The sequence below is a fragment of the Bdellovibrio bacteriovorus genome (assembly GCF_025558485.1).
Lineage (GTDB): Bacteria > Bdellovibrionota > Bdellovibrionia > Bdellovibrionales > Bdellovibrionaceae > Bdellovibrio > Bdellovibrio bacteriovorus_G.
On sequence record NZ_CP102930.1, the window covers coordinates 973,790 to 993,499 of the forward strand.

Here is a 19,710-nt window from a genome sequence, read left to right on the forward strand (position 1 = left end):
ACCCTTTCACACTGTTAGAATGGGGGCTTATTAAAGGAGCCCCCCACAGTGTTAAAAAAGATCCTGCTATTTTTCGTCGCCCTCGGTCTTATTGGCATCCTCAGTGCGTATCTAATTATCCAATCTGTAAAATCCGGTTTGCCTCAATTGATCACAGTGAAAGACTATCAGCCTTTGCTGGTAAGCCAGGTCTATGATCGCAACAATAAAAAAATCGGTGAATTCTTCCGCGAAAGAAGAACCCTTGTTCCTTACGACAAGATCCCAAAAAATCTGGTCAACGCCTTTCTGGCTGCGGAAGATGATCAATTCTTCTCGCACAAAGGGATCAATCCTCAAGCGATCTTTCGTGCTGCCTTAGCCAATCTCCGTGCGGGCCGCTCGGTGCAAGGGGGGTCCACGATCACTCAGCAGGTGGCAAAAACATTGTTGCTGTCCTCTGAAAAAACACTGACTCGTAAGTTGCGCGATATTCTTCTGGCGATTGAGATGGAACGCAACCTGAGCAAAGAAGACATTCTGTTCCTTTACCTAAACCAAATCTATTTCGGTCAGGGTGCTTACGGGGTTGAGCAGGCGGCACAGACTTACTATCGCAAGCCGGTTTCCAAGCTTACACTTTCCGAAATGGCGATTTTGGCAGGTTTGCCACAGGCCCCTTCCCGCTACAGCCCCGTCAGCAATCCTTTGCGCGCTAAAGAAAGACAGATCTACGTTCTGCGACGTATGGCCGATGTTGGTTTCGTCAGCAAAGACGAAGCCGAGGCAGCGATCAAGGAACCTGTGAAAGTTTATGTGCGTGAAAACTACGAAGAGTTCGCACCCTTCTATCTTGAAACGGTCCGCCAGTTGCTGGTAACTCAACTGGGTGAGGACCTTGTTTTGGACAAAGGACTGCGTATTTACACAAGCCTTGATCTGACCAAACAACAAGCAGCCCAAGAATCTGTTAAAGAAGGTTTGAAGTCCCTGGATAAACGCCAGGGCTATCGTGGTCCGCAAAAAAATATCTCTGACAACAGCGATATTGAGGACTTCCTGAAAGATGTTCAGAAAAAACTGATCTCTGATTTTACTCCGGAACGCATCATCATGCCGGATGGTAAATTTGCTGACATCGTCCCGGTGAAAACAGCTCAGGATGCAAAAGAACATCCGCTGCTGCCTCCTTATATCAAAATTAAGGACTCTGTCAGCGGCGTGGTGGAAAAGATCGACGACGCACAAGGTTTGGTCTATGTGCGCCTGCCAGAAGCCTTTGGCCTGATTGACATCGACACCATGACCTGGGCTCGTAAACCTGATTCTGAACAGCGCTGGGATCTGGCTGCCATTAAAAAACCTTCTGAAGCCTTGAAAAAAGGTGACGTGATTCTGGTAAAAGTTGTGGCTGACCAGTTCACTTCAACACGACTGCAAGGCCCTCCTAAAAAGAAAGGGGCCCCGGCACCTAATGGACCGGATCTTGGCAAGTTCGTGGGACTTGAGTTGGATCAGGAACCATTGGTGGAAGGTGCTTTGATTTCTTTCGATCAACAGAATCAGGACGTTCTGGCGATGGTTGGCGGTTCCAGCTTTGCAAAAAGTGAGTTCAACCGCGCCATCCAAGCCCCTCGCCAAACGGGCTCTGCCTTCAAGGCCATTGTGTATGCTTCGGCTTTGGAAAAAGGCTACAACCCGGCCACTCCGGTGATGGATGCCCCAATTGTCTATGAAGAAGGCGGCGCCGCTGCCGATGATTCAGAAGGTCAGGGGGATCTGAAAGTCTGGAAGCCATCCAATCATTCCAAGAGCTTCGGTGGCGATATTCTGTTCCGCAATGCCTTGGTGAAATCCCTGAATATCCCAACTGTTAAAATTATTGAGGACGTTGGTGTTCCTTGGGCCACTGAATATGCCAGACGCCTGGGTATCTACAGCCCACTGAATCCGGATTTCACACTGGCTCTGGGTTCCAGCAGCGTGACTTTGTATGAAATGACAAAAGTGTTCTCTGAATTTGGTCGTTTGGGGAAAAGACTTTCTCCTCTGCTGATTCACAGAGTGGATGATGCCAACGGAAAAACTTTGCTGAAAACAATTTCTTTGGATGCCCGCTTTGAAAAAGAAATCAAATCCATTGATGATGGCTTTGAAGAACGTCGCAAAAGCTACCTTGAGTCTTTAAATGCAGGCAACAAGGAAGAAGATACCCAAAAGAAAGATCCAAAGAAGGCCAAGCTGGATGACAGCATCTTCTTCCAGGATCAAAACCAACTGATCCGTCCGTCCACAGCGTATGTGATGACAACTCTGTTAAAAGGTGTTGTGGAAGATCCCGGTGGCACCGGTGGTCGTGCTCGCGCCGTCGGCCGTGAAGTGGCTGGTAAAACAGGTTCCACGAACAACTACTTTGACGCGTGGTTTATCGGATACAGTCCTCAGATCTCTACAGGTGTCTGGGTGGGCTTTGACAAAGAAAAGAGTCTTGGCAAGGGCGAGGTCGGTGGACGCTCTGCTTTGCCGATCTGGGTTGACTACATGAAAGCGGCTCACGAAGGACTTCCTCAGATGACTTTCCCCGTGCCCGACGGTATTGTGTTTGCTAATATCGATAGCGAAACTGGCAAGTTGGCATCCGCCTCTACCAAAAAAATTATTCGTCAGGCATTCGTGGAAGGCACTGAGCCAACAGCAGCTTCCAACAAGGCTGAAGAAGCCACTGACTTTTACAAACAGGATTTCTCTGAATGAAGGATATTCACCTCTGGGGGGTGAAACAAAACAATCTTAAGAACATTGAGGTCAAGATTCCTGTCGGTTCAATGACAGTCATCTGTGGCCCTAGTGGTTCCGGGAAATCTTCCCTGGCCTTCGAAACGCTTTTCGCCGAAGGACAGCGCCGCTTTATCGAAAGCATGTCGAATTATGCCCGACAGTTTTTGAATAAAGCCCCCAAGCCGGATATCGAGGGGATCAACAACATCCCCCCGGCTATCTCGATCGAACAGAAAAACACTGTTAAAAGCTCCCGCTCCACAGTGGGCACAACGACAGAGATCATCGACTATCTTCGCCTGCTTTACGAAAAAATCGGCAAATCCTATTGCCCGACTCACCACTGCCCCACTGAAAAAGAAAGCGTCACCGAAGCCACCGATAAAGTGATTAAAAGCTTTACCGGAAAGCGCGGCTACCTGTTGGTGGAAATCAATGGCGAAGGTCGCGTGGCTGAAGGCAAGAAACTTCACTCTTTGCTTTTACAGGATGGTTATCTGCGCATCTATATTCCCAAAGTTGCAGAGACCTCAAAAAAAGCACCTGCGACCAAGGCGGCCGGAAAAAAGAAGGCTGCAAAAAAAGTCTCAAAAAAAATTGAAGTCGAAGCCGCTCCGATTCCTAGCTCAGCCAATGGAACAACCACAGAAGAGATGGGCACTGTCGTGGAAATCGGCGATGCTGCTGCCATCAAAAAAGGCCTCCCAAAAGAGACCTTCTATCTGGTGATTGACCGTATGAGCTTTAACGAAGATGAACGCGGTCGTATTGCGGATTCTTTGACTCAGGCCTATGACGCCAGTATCAAATACAATACAAATCTGATCACTCGCAGAGCCACCATTCTTTCTACAGATGGCCAGCGCCTGCAAGTCAGTGAAGAGGCTTCATGCCCAGTGTGTGGATACACTCCGCCACCACTAAGCTCGAAACTTTTTAGTTTTAATTCTCCGATCGGGGCCTGCCAAACCTGCAAGGGCTTCGGCAACATTCTGGATATTGACGAAGAAAAGGTGATCCCGAATCCGTCTTTAAGTTTGGCCCAAGGCGCCCTAAGTCCATTCTGGATGCCCAGCGCAGCTCACGAAAAAAAGCAACTTTTGGCTTACTGTAAGAAGGCCAAAATTGACCCGCACACGCCATGGAAGGATCTTCCCAAGGCTCACCGTGATGTGATCTGGAATGGAAACAAGGACTTCTTCGGTGTACGCGGTCTGTTTGAATATCTGGATCAGATTAAATACAAGATGCATGTTCGCGTCTTTATTTCCCGCTTCCGCAGTCCGTTCCAGTGCCCCACCTGCAAGGGGGCCAGACTAAGACCTGAAGCCAATCACGTTCTGATTTCCAATGCGAATATCAATGAACTTTCCAATATGACCATTGAAGACCTCAATACGTTCTTCCAAAAACTGGAAGTGACGCCTTATCAACAAGAGGTGGCCGGGGAAGTTCTTAAGCAGGTTCGTTCCCGTTTGGAATTCCTGATGCGTGTCGGAGTTCATTATCTTTCCTTGGGACGTGAAACCCGCACCCTTTCTGGCGGGGAATATCAGCGTTTGATTCTGGCAAACCAACTAGGCATGGGCCTGTCACAAGCGCTGTATGTACTGGATGAACCGACCGTTGGACTTCATCCACGCGATAACGATCGCCTGATTTCCATTCTGAAAGACCTTAAAGAGCTGGGCAATACTCTTGTGATCGTTGAACACGATCACGACGTGATTAAAGCCAGTGAAAATATCATCGAGATGGGACCTGGTTCCGGCTATCTGGGTGGTGAGGTTGTTTATTCCGGCCCGACAGACAAGTTCTATAACTTTGAAAAATCCAATACAGTTCCATATCTGAAGCCTTCTAAAAGTGGTCTGCCACTAAGAGCTGTTCGCCCTGTGGATGTGGATAACTATAAAGTTAAGATCGAACTTAAGGGTGCCAAGGGGCATAATTTAAAAAATCTGGATATCGTGATTCCATTGAACCGACTGGTGACTGTCACGGGCGTCAGCGGTTCAGGAAAATCCACTTTGATTTCCAAAACTCTGTATCCGGCTTTGGCGCGGGCTTTGGATATTGAATACCTTCCATCGCAAGAATACGCCGGGCTGGATGGCGTGGAAAACATCAAAAACGTTTTGTTGATTGACCAGTCCCCGATTGGTAAATCCGCGCGAAGCTCGCCGATCACTTATTTGAAGGCCTTTGATGCCATTCGCTCTATCATGGCGACCACTCCTGAATCTCAAAGCCGCGGTTATACCGCAGGGACTTTCAGTTTGAATGTCGATGGCGGTCGCTGCCCGGCATGTAAGGGCACTGGTTATGAAGAAATCGACATGATGTTCATGGATAACGTCGTTATTCCATGTGATGTCTGCGATGGCAAAAAGTACCGTCCGGAGATTCTGGAGATTCAGTATAAAAACAAGAATATCCACGAAATTCTTTCCATGACCGTGAACGAAGCCATGAATTTCTTTGTGGCTCATCCGAATATCCGCAAACCTTTAAGTGTTCTGAAAGAAGTGGGTCTGGATTATCTGCAACTGGGCCAACCAGCCAGCTCTTTAAGCGGCGGGGAATCCCAGCGCTTGAAGATCGCCAAAGAGCTGTCTCAGGTCCAACAGAAATCGACTTTATACATTCTGGATGAGCCCACAACGGGTCTGCACTTCCGCGAGGTCGAATTGCTTATGAAAGTCTTAAGCAAGCTGATTGAAACCGGCGGCAGTGTCGTGGTGGTAGAGCATAATTTGGACGTCATTCGCGGATCTGATTATATTATTGACCTCGGCCCCGAAGCGGGTAAAAAAGGCGGAAACATCGTGGCAACGGGCACTCCGGACGACATCATGAAAGTGAAAAAGAGTCTGACAGGCCAATACCTCAAACGATACGTTGAAAGCCACAAGAGCTCATAAAACTGGAAAAACATAGATGCTACTAGCACAAATTAAGAAAATTCTTGGCGAACTGAAACCTCACAAAAGACTTATCATCATTGTTGCAGTTGCCGGGATTATTCATGCGGCGGCGTACAGCCAGCTGGCCTATATGATCAAGCCTCTTTTCGACAATCTGGCGGGGGCCGAATTCAACCAAGTGATGCATCTGGTTCCCTATGCGCTGGGCCTTTCCCTGGCAGCAGCCATCGGGCGCTATTTCCATATCTATTTAATGAACTATGTTGCCGAGTGCGTGGTGCAGGGGATTCGCCAAAAGCTGCAACAAAAGTTTATGCGCCTGAATCTTTCCTTCCACAATAATTTCACGACCGGATCTGGCGGCTTGATCAGCCGTATTCTGAATGACATCAATGTGATTCAGGATGGCCTGCGTATGGTAGCGGATATTTTTCTGCACCCGTTGCTTTTTGTGGCTCTTATTTACAACCTGCTTCGTATCGACTGGAAGCTGACTCTGGCTATTTTGCTTTTGGTTCCGGTTATCGGTGCTTTCCTAAAAAATATCTCCCGCAGCTTGCGCAAGTATGTGCCTATGGGGCAGGAAGTTCTGGAAAAAATGACCTCCACCATCAAGGAAAGTCTGGATGGCGTTCGCATCATTCAGTCCTTCAATCTTGAAAAAGTCATGGCCGATCGCCTGACTGATGAATCCAAGGATTATCTAGCAGCCCGTAAACTGGTGCATGCACGCACGGAAGCAATGGGACCTGTCACAGAGCTTTTGGCGTCAGCAATCTTCATGTCAGTTCTTTTGTATTCCACTTATGAAGTGTCCCAAGGCCGGGCAACCCCGGGAACATTCGTCGGCTTTATCACGTCTTTGCTGATGATTAATCAGCCTATCAAGAAGTTCCAGGAATCTTACTTGCGTATTCAGCAGGTGGTCATCGCCTCTGAACGCGTATTCAGCATTATTGACTCCGACCAGGAAGTTCCAGAAAGTCAGGCGAATAAACCGTTCCCTGCTCAATGGGAAAAGCTTGTTTATAAAGACGTTAAGTTTGGCTATGGCAAAGAGATGATCCTTAAAGGTATCAACCTTGAGATCAAACGCGGTGAAGTCATCGCTTTGGTCGGAGCCAGTGGAAGTGGCAAATCAACCATCGTCAACTTGCTGGAAAGATTCTTCGATGCTTCCAGCGGTGATATCCTGATCGACAACACGAATATTCTGGATATCAATCTGAAGGACCTGCGCCGCAATGTTGCCCTGGTGACTCAGGACGTTTTCCTGTTCAGCGATACGATCGAAAAGAATATCCAGGCTGGGAACTTTGACCGCTCCCCAGCAGACATTCCAAGAATGGCAAAGCTTGCCAATGCCGATGAGTTCATCATGAAAACACCGAACGGATACCAAACCCGTGTCGGAGACCGCGGAAACCTTCTTTCCGGTGGAGAAAAGCAGCGTATCAGCATTGCGCGTGCGATGTTCAAAGATGCGCCTATTCTGATTCTGGATGAAGCAACCAGCGCCTTGGATACTGCCAGTGAGATCGAGGTTCAAAAGGGCATTGACCATCTGATGGAAGGCCGTACGGCCATTGTCATCGCTCACAGATTATCGACCATCCAAAAAGCCGATAAGATCGTTGTTCTGAAAGACGGAAATATCGTTGAAATTGGAAGTCACCAAAGCCTACTTACTCAGGAAGGCGAATACTTCCGCTTCCACAGTTTACAACACACTTAATTCTATGATTTAAATAAAGTATGCCTACTTTATTTGAATCAGAACTTAGCACCGCCCTTATCCACGCTGGTATCGCCACAGTTGTTATGATTGTGGCCCTTTCCCTGATGGGATGGTTTTTCCCGTGGCTTCAATTGAAAGTCATGGCCCTTCGTGATGGCCGTATTCGTCCTTTGAAGTTTCATAATTTTGAAATCGTCACAGCACAAGCCATGGTGTCCGGCATCTGCGGTCTGCTGAAAGCCATCCGGGTCGTGGCTACTTTGCTGGTGCTTTATTTCTATTTTTCCCTGGTGTTAGGCTTTTTCCCGGAAACCCAGTATCTGTCCGAGAATATGCTTCAGTACATCTTAACGCCACTGAAGGAAGTCTTTAAAACCATTCTGGACTACATTCCCAAGGCCTTCTATATCGTCATTATTATCTTCGTAATGCGCTATGTTCTGAAGATCATCCGCATGTTCTTTCAGCGTATCGAAAGTGGTTATCTGAAGATCGAAGGTTTCCATGCTGAATGGGCCAAGCCGACGTACAAGCTGGTTCGCATTCTGGTCTTTGCTTTTACTTTGATTATTATCTTCCCACATCTGCCGGGCTCAAGCTCTCCGGCTTTTATCGTATCCTTCGACTTCGCGGTTTCTAACTTGCCTGGTTGGCATACCACGATCTTCTTCTGCGTCATACTTTTTCGCATTGTTTTCCCGATCACAATGTCGCTCTTTTTGCCCTTGGAAAACTGGGCTCTTCCGAGTTGAATCTAAGTTCCGATGTGGACCTGCTGATTGTCAGTCAGGATGAATCCGTCAATGCCCTGCCCGGCTTAAGGCGTTTTCAAAAAATCCTTTCTGAAAGAACCGCACTGGGTTTTGTTTTTCGCGTGGATTTCGATCTGCGTCCCGGCGGTAAACAGGGGCCTCTGGTTCCAACACTGGATCAATTTAAAGACTACTACGGAAATTATGGCGAAACCTGGGAACGACTGGCGTTTGTCCGTCTGCGCCCCCTGGCCGGAAATGAATCCTTGCAGAAAGATGTTCTGGAATTCGCACACAAGTTCTCTTTCCGCAAGCATCTGGATTTCACTCTGCTGGAGGATTTAAAAACTCTGCGATCGAAAATTCAGGGTCATTATTGGGGCCGGTCGCAGAACGAAGTGACTGATCTAAAGCTGGGTGTCGGCGGAATTCGTGATGTGGAACTTTTTACTCATGCCCTGCAAGTGATCCACGGCGGCCGGGATAACAGCCTGCAAGTGCGCGGCACCACCGAGGCTTTGCTTTTATTAGAAATGAAGGAACTGCTTCCCAAAGAAGAAGCGCAGTTTTTAAGAGCCCATTACTGGAACCTGCGTCGTCTGGAAAACTATGTACAGGCCCTGAACGACGAACAAACCCATCTTTTACGGCTGGACGAAGTCCATCCTGACTTCGTAACTGCCGCCCTGACAACGTTGCATTTTGATATGCTTCGCTGTGATTCCATTGTGAAAAGCCTGCTGGGTGAGGCTCCAAAAGAAAGTTCGCTGGAAGATGAACTTAAAAACTCCGGCCTTCCTGATGAGGATCTTCAAGAGCTGTGGAATGAAATTCTGGATCAGGAGGTTCTTTCACGCAATAAAGGCCGTGATGAAATTTCCCGGAAGGCTTTTCTGGCGGCTTTCTTTGAAACCCTGAAAGAACAAAAGGGCGACCTGCGCCGGGGCCTGTTGCTGCTGAAGGATTTCATCCGCAGCACTCGCGCCAAAGCCAGTTTTTTTAGTCTGCTTCTGCGCGAAAAGACCCTGATGCAGGAACTGGGATGGTTGTTCGGCCATTCCCCTTATCTGTCTCGCATTCTGTGCAACCGGCCGGAGCTGCTGGACAGCTTTGTCTATCGCTCACAGAACGATCACTCTGACGACCTGGGCGCGCTACTGGAAGAGCTGGCTGAAAAAAAACTGCTGTCAGAAGTGATCAATGGCAGTGAATACCTGCGCGAAAAGAATCTTGCCCAACTGACGCAGAATCTGACCTCCACGGCGGATTCCATCGTCAATGCGTTGTTAGCTGCCTTAAAGAAAGACTTCCCTTCGGATTTGCGCATTCTTGCCTTGGGAAAATGGGGCGGACGTGAACTGGGTTTCCGCAGTGATCTGGATTTTATTTTCGTTCTGAATCACGAACCCGGTGAAAATGATTTTAAGCTGGCCAAACGCTTTATCACCCGCCTGACTGAAAATCATCGCGGTGGAAATATCTATTCCATTGATATGCGTCTGCGCCCCTCCGGGAAAGCCGGCCCTTTGATCATCCGTGAAGAAGATCTGAACAGCTATCTGAATTTGGAAGCCGCAGCCTGGGAACGGCAGGCTTACCTAAAAGCCCGCTGGGTGGATAACAATTCACTGATGCAGAATGATTTTGTTCAGCGCGGGCTTTCCGCAGATGAACTTCTCGAACTTGACCGCATTCGTCTGCAACTGATCTCCGCCAGCAACGAGCTCAACTTAAAGTACAGCGAAGGCGGACTGGTTGATCTGGAACTGGCAGCACAAACGGCTCTTTTGCAGAATAGAAAAACTCCGGCCTCTTCTTCAACGGAGCACTTCCTTCTTGCGATGGGAGCCAAAGGAGGCCCGCTAAGTCGAAATTATGACAGATTGCGACAAATCGAGCAGATGCTACAACTGGTTGCGTCAGAATCTCTCGCGGAACTGAGGCTAAATCATGAGTCCTTTCAAGCTCTTGCCTTGGCGCTCCATGCGACTCCGTCTGAACTTTTCAAAGAGGCTCAAGAGCTTCTTTCCCAGAATATCACCATTTTGAAGGAACTTGACCCTCGCCGGCAGCCTCACTAATAGTGAAGGGGTTGGACAAAAGTCAGGAGACAATAATGTCGAAGAATATCGATGTTAAAAAGGTATTTTGGATCTACCTTTTTGCATTCTTGCTCGCAGCTTTTAGCTTCCGTGCAGATGCCAAGACCGATTCCAAGGCAAAGACTACGAAGAAGGGAAAAGACATGATCGCAGTATTTGAGACAAACAAAGGAACTTTCAAAGTTAAGCTATTTAACGACAAAGCTCCTAAGACAGTGGAAAACTTCGTAGGTTTGGCTGAAGGCACTAAAGAGTGGACTGATCCTAAAACTGGCGAAAAAGTAAAAAAACCTTTCTATAACGGTCTTACTTTCCACCGCGTGATCAAAGATTTCATGATTCAAGGTGGTTGCCCACTTGGAACTGGCACCGGCGGCCCAGGCTACCGTTTTGAAGATGAGTTCCCTGCTGGCGCTCCGAAACACGACAAACCAGGCATCCTTTCCATGGCGAACGCGGGTCCTAACACAAATGGTTCCCAGTTCTTCGTAACAACTGTTCCAACTCCTTGGTTGGATGGCCGTCACACAGTGTTCGGTGAAGTTGTTGAAGGTATGGACGTAGTTAAATCCATCGAAAACTCCAAAACAGGAGCCATGGATCGTCCCGCTGAACCAATTGTTATCAAAACACTGACAATCCAAAAGTAATACCAAAAGGTACCTGCTGAGGCACCCTCCACAGGAGGGCCCACCGAAAAGGTACCTGCTTACTTTTGCAGAAGCTCCGCGTTGTGGAGCAAAATAGAAAGCCCGGTTCATGCCGGGCTTTTTTTATTTCATCACACTTGAGGAAAACGAATCTGAACTACGGCTCCTTGCCGCAGAATTGTTCGGCCTGAATCCAGTACGCTGGGGAACAGTAGTCCTCCCACTGGTTGTTCTTATTGGTGGAATACGCATAGAACCAAATCAGTTTGTCACTTTGGTTTTTGAACTGAATTTGGTGGGGCATTTCCAGGGGCTGCTTACCGTTGACCAGATAGCACCAGCCGTACACGCGCATTTCTGTGTCTGACACCACTTCGATGCTGTCCAATCCGATGGGACTGTTCAGGATCGAGTTCAAGCCCTCTTCCGAGCCGACATAAGGGATCTTATTTATATCAAAGATTTCAAGGCTGATCGCGCCCACGGACTTTTGCAGATCGGCTTCGTAAACACCCTCGTGAACGGGCTTATTTTCACAAGCGCCGAAGACCTTCCAGGAAACGGCCTGAGCATTCAAAGAGAAAAGCAGCATTAAAGAAAGAGCCATGTATTTCATGGCCCTCGTCTATCGCATTATTGATGCAGATGCACTACCAAAAGTAAGTCCGTACCTTTTAGGAATTTTCTTTACGGACTTCTTCCATATCGATTTCTTTGGCTTTCACGACGATCTGTTCGAAGATCTCTTCAGGTAAAGCTCCAGGCTGGCTGAAAATGATGTCGCTTTCCTTGATAATCATCAGTGTGGGAATGGACTTTATCTGAAATTTGTCAGCCAATTCCACTTCCGCCTCTGTGTCGATCTTGCCAAAAATCACATCCGGATGCTTGGCCGCAACGGACTCGAAAATCGGAGCAAAACGACGGCAAGGCGCACACCAGGTCGCCCAGAAATCAAGAACGATCATATTATTATTTTCAACAATGTCCTGAATATTCGACTTGGTAACTTCGATAACTGCCATACAATTCCTTTAACGACGTAGGTCCATGATTGCCTGCGATCCAGTAAAAGCTTTGATGTTCTTTTCTAAATAGGCAACGATTTAATAAAAACAACGGGAGGCTTCATGAAAAAAATTATCGTTTCTCTTCTTATGCTCGCTGGTGCCCAAGCTTTCGCAGCAGGTGATGCTGGTTGTGGTCTTGGCAGCATGATCATTCAGAAAAATTCCAAAGGTTTGCAGCTTCTGGCTATGACCACGAACTCATTCCTGTTCACTCAACCTCTGGGTATTACTTCCGGAACTTCCGGCTGTTCTTCCCGTGGTTTGGTTATGGCTGACAAGGAAGTTCAATACTTCGTTGAAGTAAATCAGGAAGAACTTTCCCGCGAAATGGCGCAAGGCCATGGTGAAAAGCTGGCGACATTGGCACAGATGAAGGGTTGTCAGAACGAAGCTTCTCAAAAAGCTTTCAGTTCCTTTGCGCAAAATTCCTATTCTCGCATCCTTCCGGCAGCAAACACTTCTGCTGCTGACATGGTTCAAAACTTGAACAGCGAACTTGCTGGTCAGCAGGAACTTGCGCAATTGTGCCACGGTTCTTAATTGTTCTTTTGTTCTTAGCCCCACTTTCCACGTGGGGCTTTTCTTCTGAACGCACGGAATCTTACGTTCAACAAGCCCTCACGCAGAATCTGTGGGACGACCCCCAGTGGCTGCGCCTGGGACACTATCGCAAGTCCTGGGGTCGTTATCATTCGGCCATCGAGGGAAACTTCTTTCTGTCCCCTGAAGGGGCCTTCAATCCCCGCGCAGAACTTCTGCAAACCATTCGTTCCCTTTTTAGTTCCAGCGAAAATTCCAAACATCCTCAGTGTCGTTATCTGGCACGAACACAGTGGCTGCAAAGCCGACTGAAAATATCTGACGCTGATCTAGCTTCCTGCCCGGAACAAGACAGTTGGAAAAAAGTGCTTGGGGCCGAAGAGCTTTACATCGTCTTTGCCTCCAGCGATCTTAACAGTGCAGGTTCCAGTTTCGGGCACACCTTCCTGCGCGCTCATAATCCAAAAAACACCAAAGAACGCGAGCTTTTGGATTATGGCATCAACTACGCCGCACTGACGGGCGAAGACAGTGGCGCTCTGTTTGCGCTTAAAGGACTTTTTGGTTTTTATCCCGGAGCTTATTCGATGCTGCCGTACTATCAGAAAATTCGCGAATACACGAATCTGGAAGGCCGCAGCCTTTGGGAATACAAACTTAAACTTTCAGCTTCACAAGTTGATTTTTTGATCAATCACCTTCTGGAGTTGGAAGGCAGCTATTCCGCTTATTATTTTTTGACTGACAATTGCTCTCAGCAAATTTTAGAACTTTTAGAAGTGGCTGTGCCCGAACGGGATCTGACTTCCTCTTTCCGCGACGCCACCATTCCGCTAGACACCTTGAAAGTGCTGCGGGATCAATGGCTGCTGGAAGGAGAGCGTTCCCGTCCCTCGTTGCAAGCTTACTGGCAGGCACATTATAAGAATCTAAATTCGGAAGAAAAACAAACTGTCCGACAGATCGTGGAAACAGGTCACAGTTCGGAACTGCAAAATCTTTCGGCTCGCTCTCAGGCCTCTTCTCTTGAAGCGTCCTTAAGTTATCTTGCTATCAAAGAGTACCGGGATCAGAAAGAATACAAGGATTTGAAATATCGACTGTCCGTGCAACGAGCACAACTGGGAAATATCACAGAGCCCGTGGCCCTGGAAACCCCCAGATCCCCGCTGCTTAGTCCTGATTCACAAGCCTATTATTTTTCTGTGGGCAGCCAGGACGAAAGAAGTTTTGTCTCTTTCAAATATCGCCGTGCCTTTCATGATCTTCTTTCGGATGACAGCGGACTTTCCCCGTTTTCTCATCTGGAAGTTCTGGGGATGGAACTTCGCTATGAAACCGAAGCCGAACGTTTGGATCTGCATCAGATGACTTTACTGAAAATATTTAATTCTCCCCCAGTCACGGAGTTCGAGACCCCTTTAACCTGGCGATTTGATCTGGGAACCGAGCCCAAGTTCAACCCTTACCTGCACTGGGGCGTGGGGTTTTCAAGGGATCTACCTTTTAAGAATTTTTCGCGCGCGAGTTTGCTTTTCGTGAACGACAACTTTGATCTTGCCAATATCCCCCGTCCGCATGTGGGGCTGGAAACTTTGCTTATGAGCAAGTGGAACAACGGACTTCGTTCCGTGATTTCCGCCAGAGCTTTACAAAATACCCGTACCGGCCATGTGCTGGGAGTAGGTTCTGCGGGAGTCTCTTGGGGCGGCCAAAGCATCGAGTATCGTTTTGAGACGGAACTTTATGACCGAGTCCCGCTGGTTAAGGCCTCTGTCATCTTTTAGACAGAGCAGTGCCCAGTTACGACCTCGTCGCGCTTTGATACAATCGGCATGCCATTTAATTGATATAGAAGGGTCCAAAGCTTGCTTCTTAGGAGCTTGAGGTATTTTCGCCTCAAGGAGACGCTATGAAGTGGTTTTCTAAAATCCTGACCGCAATTGCTACGATCAATATGGTATTGGCACCTGTGGCCCATGCCGTGGACTGGTCAGAAAAAGAAAAAGCCCAACTGTCACAATATCGCGATTTCCTTGAACCCATGGGCTACACACTTCATGTGGATAAAGAGGCAAAAAAAGCCCAGGTTTATGATAAGACCACCAAGAAACTTGCCATGGAAATTCCCTTCGGCGAGGAAACACAACTGCGCAAATTCTCTCCGAAATCCATGAATAAGATGATGATGGACGAAATGATCCGCATCAAAAACGCATCCAAATCTTCTCTGTCCCATACAGTCAGAAATCTTCCCACTGAATCAGCCATGTTCTTTATGGCAATGGGCGCCGTTGTCGCCGGTCAGCTGATTACCAACTATTCTCAGAATCCCGTGGCCATGCAACAGCACATTCAGCATCAGTTATCCCCAATGGGTGTGTTTGGCTTTTTTGTCTTTATGTATTCCCAGGGCCTGACATCCAATATCCTTTCCATGTACATCAAAAATCCCAAGTTCCACCATATGATCCCGTACCTGGGTATGACTGTGGGTGCATTCCTGCAAACTTATCTGTCTTCCGTGATTGCCGATCCGAATGTTAAAGCCTGCGCAAAATCCATGATGGGTGGAAAAATCAGCGAAGCTGAAAAGGCCAATATTGATGAAGATCCATGTGGCAAGGCCTATGAATATCTTGTGGTGCAAAAGAAAATCTGGGAATACGCTCCGGGCATTGCTTCCATGCTTATTTCTTCCGGCGTGGCTGCTTTGGGTCAGGCGTTGATTACCAAAGTAGTTCTTCGTGTCACTGGTGTCGATATTGCTTTATGGCTGGCACCGGGCTCCATGCAGGTTAAAGGTCTTCGCCTGCTTTTAGTAAAAGGTTTGCAGATTTCCGCGTTCGTTGCTCTGGACATGTGGTTCAATCGCCATGTGACCTTCGCCTGGAAGAACATGTTCGACGGCGCCGACTTCCATGACATGAATAAAGACATGGTCACTCAGGTCAACACTTTGAAATCCGCCAAATGGAACAGCTCCAGCGAAGACATGACAAAAGGCCTGAAGCACTTCCATCAAAAAATGATGGACTGGCGTATGATCAATATGTCTGAAGTTTACGAAGCTCACCACAACTGGTCAGAGGCTTTGAAGGGCCTGACCGGCATGTTCAACGCCAGTTATTCTTTCTACAGCTCCTTCGTCAATGAAGTGCGTAACTCCCGCTTTAATCAGTCTCAGGTGCAGATCCTGCAGCGGACCTCCCCGCTGAACGGCGTGACCCCACTGGATATGTCCGAGGGTCGTGAGGATATTTACCTGACGCATCCGCAGTTCATTGAAGGCATGCAGCTGGACACCGTGGCGGAAGCTGCGATCAAAGCCGAATCTTTGATGAAGTCTGACAAGGTCAAATATCTGTATCCGGCAGAAAAGAAAACTCTGGCGGCTATCATTGAAAAGCTCGGCACTGGTGACCGCGACAAAATCGGCCAGGGCCTGCTGGATCTGAATAGAGAAATGAGAATCGCGGCGCAAAACGTGTCCCACTCCCAGAACTACTATCATGTGATGAACGAAATCCGCAGTTCTATGGGTGCACCGGACCCATCCATGTCAGTGGGACGCGGATTTGGTCTGGCATTTGAAAAAGCTCCTAGCACAGCAGAAACGGTTCAGGGGGTCAGTTACTACCGTAAGGTGGGTCTGTTCACAACACCGAAGATCACCGATTTCTTTGTGATGCAAATGATCTGCGGTCCTGACGTGGAAGCCGGCGGTAAAGTTGTGAAAACACCAAGAATTGCCGGAGCCCATACAGGCTTCCCGTCCGTATTCCTGCCGCCGTCTTTGGCGAATCAGAATGATGAATTTGATCCATGCTTTGGCATCAAAGCTGATGCTCCGGTGGAAAGAATTTACAACTGGCCTGTGCGTGCCGCCAGCGGCAAAAACTACAAAGGTTTCGTGGATTATCTGGTGCACGAAGCACGTCCGAATGCTGTGGGCACGGCTGCGGAAACCAACTTCCCTCAATGGTGGAATAAAACCACGGAATCTCAGATGCAGGCCGCCTTTAATGAGTTTGCAAAAAGTTATGATGAGATCGTGATTAAAATGGTCCGCAAGATCTTCAATCTGAAACGCAGCAGTTTCAACCGTGGTCCGATCTCAAACGGCATCATGAATGCGGTCTTCCAGGAAGAGCGCACCTACTTGGCACTTTTGCAGGAGCTATTGCAGCCTTCCGCAAAATTCAACCTGGATTTCGAGTCTCTGATCACGACGGTTCCGACTCACCCGGCACTGCGTGCTGTGGAAGCTCAATTCATCGTGATGAATAATCTGCTGAAGAAAATCGAGATCAAAAAGATAGATGGCCGCGAGGTCGTTCAATCCCCGCTTGAAAATTATCAACTGGAAGAACAGGTGACAAATATTCAAACCACTCTGGCATCCGTGGCGACCTTACTGGGCGTCGGTGATGCGGAAGAAGGGGCCGTCGTAAAACTGAACAAGCAACAACGTGATGTTGCGGTTCAAGCTCTGGAGCATCTGCAATCCCTGGCTTCAGAAGTGATGATGTACGGGTCCATGGCCAATGCTGTGAGCTGGGACAAGATCCGCAATATCAAACGTCTCAATATGGAACAGCAAAAGTTCAATAATGAGGTGCAGTCCAAACTGTCTCAGTTGAGAGGAATGTCACTGCCGTCCGCACATTAATTGGTACGGACCTTGAAATATAGATTGTTGAAACAATTAAATTAAACAGGTTGCATCCCAGGGCCGAGAGAACCCAAAAACGGAGCTGCCTGTATAGTGTGTAAACACAGGAGAGAGAGCATGAAAAAGGCATTTATCATCGGAATGGCAGTCTTGGTTACAAGCATGTCTGTTTCTTTCGCCCACGCAGCACCGGCGGCAAGAGCCCCGCGTGAAGTGCTGGTCGAATACGCAAAACAGGTCAAAGAGGCGGCTTTTGGAAAATCCAGAACAGCCAAGGGCTTGGATGCGCAAAAACTTAAATCTGCCCAGGACAGCATCATCAATGAGCTGAATCTTTCCTCCGGTAAAAATAACAGCCTGGCGCTGGCTCTTAAGGCCGACCCCGCAAAATCAGCGCAGCGTCTGGACAATTTGGCAACAATCGTTGCAGCAAAAAAGATGGCGGCTGAAATCAGTAAAAAAGACTCTGCGGAAGGTCAATCCATCGACGCAGCAGCAACGGCTTCTGCCACATTCATGTCCAACTCCCACCTGACAGGAGCCCGCAAATCCGCCAAAGAACTTTCAACGGCTGAACTGACTGAAACAACAGCTGCCTTGACCCGCTTGGAAACTTTGACTGATTCCATTCTGACTCGTTTTTCAAAAGCGGAAAGAGATTCCTACACTCAGATCCTGAAGCGCCACGATGAGATCGTGGAGTCTGCACAAAAAGGAACTTCCGAAGAGGCTTTCGTACAAGCCATCATGGAAGTCAAAGGTGTGGATAAAGCCAAAGCTCTTGAAGTGGTGCGCAAACTGAAAGAGTGCGTATAAACTAAGAAAAGAAATTACTTTCTCCGAAAAAGCCAAGGTCGTGCCCTTGGCTTTTTTATTTTTAGATATCCACTTTGGAATTGTCAGTTACAATGAAGATCTCAATACGACGATTCATCGCGCGATGTTCATCGGTGTCATTGGGAACCACCGGTTTCTGATCACCATAAGATAAAGAAACAAAACGCTTGGGGTCCATCTTGTGATACTTCACCAGATAGCGCACCACCGCAGATGCTCTGCCTCCGGCAAGCTCCCAATTTGATGGAAAGCTTATATCAGCAATCGGAAGATCGTCCGTGTGACCTTCCACAATGATGCGTTTTTTATGGGTCTTCAGAACTTCGGCTACTTTATCCAGGGATTCCAACGCCGACATTTTCAGCTTTGCAGACCCTTCCGGAAAGAACGTGGAAGCGGCCAAAGCAATTCGCACGCCCACGGCATCGTGATAGATGTCCTGAATGGCTTTTTTCTTTTGCTCCTTATCCATGGATTTCTCCAGAGATCTTTCCACATAGTCTTCAGCCTCGCGAGGGCCGCCTTTTTTGGGAAAATTCCCCACAGGCATTTCCAGCTCAGCCATCAAGGCCCCGATGCTGTCTGCGGAATCACTGTCAGATCCGCCCCGGCCCACCAGATGCAAGTTCAGCTTGATGGATTCTTCAAATTCCTTCTGTTTTTCCTCATTAGAGGTCGAGGTCGCATACATCACCACAAAGAAAGCAAACAGCAGCGTGATGAAATCCGCATAAGAGACCAGCCATCTCTCGTGATTTTCATGCTCCTGATGTTTTTTGTGTTTTCTTGCCATAAGATGCAATCCTATTTCTTATCGCTTTCAAGATAGGCGTATAGCTTTTGTTCCAGAACGACAGGATTCATGCCGCTTCCGACCAGTAGAGCCCCTTCCAGCACCATCATTTTTTCGCGAGTGATGGATTGCACACGACGCTTTAACTTGCTTCCCAATGGCAGGAATAGAAGATTGGCAGAACTAACCCCGTACACCGTTGCCACAAACGCCACCGCGATCCCGGCCCCCAGCTTGCTGGTGTCGGTCAGATTTCCCATCACGTGGATCAATCCCAGCACCGCACCAATAATCCCGATCGTTGGCGCAAAACCGCCAGCATCAGTCCAGATTTTGGCGCCGCCCAGAAGTTCTTCCTCTTCCGTGTCGATCTGTGTTTCAAAAATGTCGCGAATAGTCTGTGCATCCACGCCATCCACAACATTGCGAAGAACACCTTTTAAAAGAGGATCTTGAATGGAGTTAAGGCGGGTTTCCAGAGCCAGCAAAGATTCTTTTTTTACAAAGCGGGCACAATCCACAATTTCGTTCAGACGGGCCTTGATCTGATCGTCCTCTTCACGAAAGGCTTTTTTTGCAAGCTGCAATCCCGTCTTCAGATCCTTTTCCGAGCTGGAGACCATCACAGCACCAATTGTCCCCGCCAGAACGATAATAAATGCTGTCAGCTGCATCAGCGAACTGACGTGCCCACCTTCCAGAAGGTTTCCGAGCAAGATTCCACCAAAACCGACCAAAAGCCCTAACCATGTTGCTTTGTCCATAGACAGAAGTGTGCCACAGGGGATCAGATCTGACACTTGGACCCCACGAAGACCTAGACTTTCTGCGAGCGAAAAATTAGGGTACATTCACTCTGATGCTCGATT

Annotated in this window: 14 protein-coding genes; 10 read left to right on the forward strand and 4 right to left on the reverse strand. The window is 48.1% G+C overall.

Going from position 1 to position 19,710, the window contains the following annotated elements; translation table 11 throughout:
- Positions 1–48: 48 nt before the first annotated feature.
- The 6 genes from EZJ49_RS04935 to EZJ49_RS04960 are packed head-to-tail and all read left to right on the forward strand — an operon-like array spanning position 49 to position 10,926.
- Complete coding sequence (locus tag EZJ49_RS04935) at positions 49–2,733, forward strand: penicillin-binding protein 1A (RefSeq protein WP_262554860.1); 2,685 nt, start codon at positions 49–51, stop codon at positions 2,731–2,733.
- Entirely contained in the window at positions 2,730–5,681 is a 2,952-nt protein-coding gene (gene uvrA / locus EZJ49_RS04940) for an excinuclease ABC subunit UvrA (RefSeq protein ID WP_262554862.1), read from the forward strand. Before EZJ49_RS04935 ends, uvrA begins: the two co-directional genes overlap by 4 nt.
- Positions 5,682–5,697: 16 nt before the next feature.
- The gene (locus EZJ49_RS04945; protein ID WP_262554863.1) at positions 5,698–7,419 is read left to right on the forward strand and encodes an ABC transporter ATP-binding protein; all 1,722 of its coding nucleotides are present in this window, start codon (positions 5,698–5,700) and stop codon (positions 7,417–7,419) included.
- 20 nt (positions 7,420–7,439) lie between these two features.
- Positions 7,440–8,174, forward strand: a complete 735-nt coding sequence (locus tag EZJ49_RS04950; protein ID WP_262554865.1) for a hypothetical protein — start codon at positions 7,440–7,442, stop codon at positions 8,172–8,174.
- The gene (locus EZJ49_RS04955) at positions 8,171–10,255 is read left to right on the forward strand and encodes a glutamine-synthetase adenylyltransferase (protein ID WP_262554867.1); all 2,085 of its coding nucleotides are present in this window, start codon (positions 8,171–8,173) and stop codon (positions 10,253–10,255) included. The genes EZJ49_RS04950 and EZJ49_RS04955 overlap by 4 nt, the downstream gene beginning before the upstream one ends.
- Positions 10,256–10,290: 35 nt before the next feature.
- Positions 10,291–10,926, forward strand: a complete 636-nt coding sequence (locus tag EZJ49_RS04960; RefSeq protein WP_262554869.1) for a peptidylprolyl isomerase — start codon at positions 10,291–10,293, stop codon at positions 10,924–10,926.
- 157 nt (positions 10,927–11,083) lie between these two features.
- Here the strand turns inward: EZJ49_RS04960 and EZJ49_RS04965 are convergent, their stop codons facing one another.
- Entirely contained in the window at positions 11,084–11,542 is a 459-nt protein-coding gene (locus EZJ49_RS04965; RefSeq protein ID WP_262554871.1) for a DUF4430 domain-containing protein, read from the reverse strand.
- A gap of 58 nt (positions 11,543–11,600) precedes the next feature.
- The gene (locus EZJ49_RS04970; RefSeq protein WP_262554873.1) at positions 11,601–11,951 is read right to left on the reverse strand and encodes a thioredoxin family protein; all 351 of its coding nucleotides are present in this window, start codon (positions 11,949–11,951) and stop codon (positions 11,601–11,603) included.
- 105 nt (positions 11,952–12,056) lie between these two features.
- Here EZJ49_RS04970 and EZJ49_RS04975 point away from each other — a divergent pair, with 105 nt between their 5' ends.
- The 4 genes from EZJ49_RS04975 to EZJ49_RS04990 all read left to right on the forward strand — a co-directional run bounded on the left by EZJ49_RS04975 (position 12,057) and on the right by EZJ49_RS04990 (position 18,027).
- Positions 12,057–12,536, forward strand: coding sequence for a DUF3015 domain-containing protein (locus EZJ49_RS04975; protein WP_262554874.1), 480 nt, complete (start codon positions 12,057–12,059; stop codon positions 12,534–12,536).
- On the forward strand, positions 12,521–14,323 hold the full coding sequence (locus tag EZJ49_RS04980) for a DUF4105 domain-containing protein (RefSeq protein ID WP_262554876.1): 1,803 nt from the start codon (positions 12,521–12,523) through the stop codon (positions 14,321–14,323). Before EZJ49_RS04975 ends, EZJ49_RS04980 begins: the two co-directional genes overlap by 16 nt.
- A gap of 125 nt (positions 14,324–14,448) precedes the next feature.
- Positions 14,449–17,208: a hypothetical protein gene (locus tag EZJ49_RS04985; RefSeq protein ID WP_262554879.1), complete on the forward strand. Its 2,760-nt coding sequence runs from the start codon at positions 14,449–14,451 to the stop codon at positions 17,206–17,208.
- 120 nt (positions 17,209–17,328) lie between these two features.
- Positions 17,329–18,027 carry a hypothetical protein gene (locus EZJ49_RS04990; RefSeq protein WP_262554881.1) on the forward strand — a complete coding sequence of 233 codons (699 nt, stop codon included), beginning with the start codon at positions 17,329–17,331 and terminating at the stop codon, positions 18,025–18,027.
- Between the two features lie 61 nt (positions 18,028–18,088).
- Here EZJ49_RS04990 and EZJ49_RS04995 read toward each other — a convergent pair whose 3' ends face one another.
- Positions 18,089–18,841: a flagellar motor protein MotB gene (locus EZJ49_RS04995; protein ID WP_262554883.1), complete on the reverse strand. Its 753-nt coding sequence runs from the start codon at positions 18,839–18,841 to the stop codon at positions 18,089–18,091.
- An 11-nt stretch (positions 18,842–18,852) separates the two neighbouring features.
- Complete coding sequence (locus EZJ49_RS05000) at positions 18,853–19,641, reverse strand: flagellar motor protein (protein WP_262554885.1); 789 nt, start codon at positions 19,639–19,641, stop codon at positions 18,853–18,855.
- Between the last annotated feature and the right edge of the window lie 69 nt (positions 19,642–19,710).

Coding starts and splice junctions, on each gene's coding strand:
- uvrA (WP_262554862.1), top strand. CDS start 2,730: ATGAAGGATATTCACCTCTGGGGGGTGAAACAAAACAATCTTAAGAAC.
- EZJ49_RS04945 (WP_262554863.1), top strand. CDS start 5,698: ATGCTACTAGCACAAATTAAGAAAATTCTTGGCGAACTGAAACCTCAC.
- EZJ49_RS04950 (WP_262554865.1), top strand. CDS start 7,440: ATGCCTACTTTATTTGAATCAGAACTTAGCACCGCCCTTATCCACGCT.
- EZJ49_RS04960 (WP_262554869.1), top strand. CDS start 10,291: ATGTCGAAGAATATCGATGTTAAAAAGGTATTTTGGATCTACCTTTTT.
- EZJ49_RS04965 (WP_262554871.1), bottom strand. CDS start 11,542: ATGAAATACATGGCTCTTTCTTTAATGCTGCTTTTCTCTTTGAATGCT.
- EZJ49_RS04970 (WP_262554873.1), bottom strand. CDS start 11,951: ATGGCAGTTATCGAAGTTACCAAGTCGAATATTCAGGACATTGTTGAA.
- EZJ49_RS04975 (WP_262554874.1), top strand. CDS start 12,057: ATGAAAAAAATTATCGTTTCTCTTCTTATGCTCGCTGGTGCCCAAGCT.
- EZJ49_RS04985 (WP_262554879.1), top strand. CDS start 14,449: ATGAAGTGGTTTTCTAAAATCCTGACCGCAATTGCTACGATCAATATG.
- EZJ49_RS04990 (WP_262554881.1), top strand. CDS start 17,329: ATGAAAAAGGCATTTATCATCGGAATGGCAGTCTTGGTTACAAGCATG.
- EZJ49_RS04995 (WP_262554883.1), bottom strand. CDS start 18,841: ATGGCAAGAAAACACAAAAAACATCAGGAGCATGAAAATCACGAGAGA.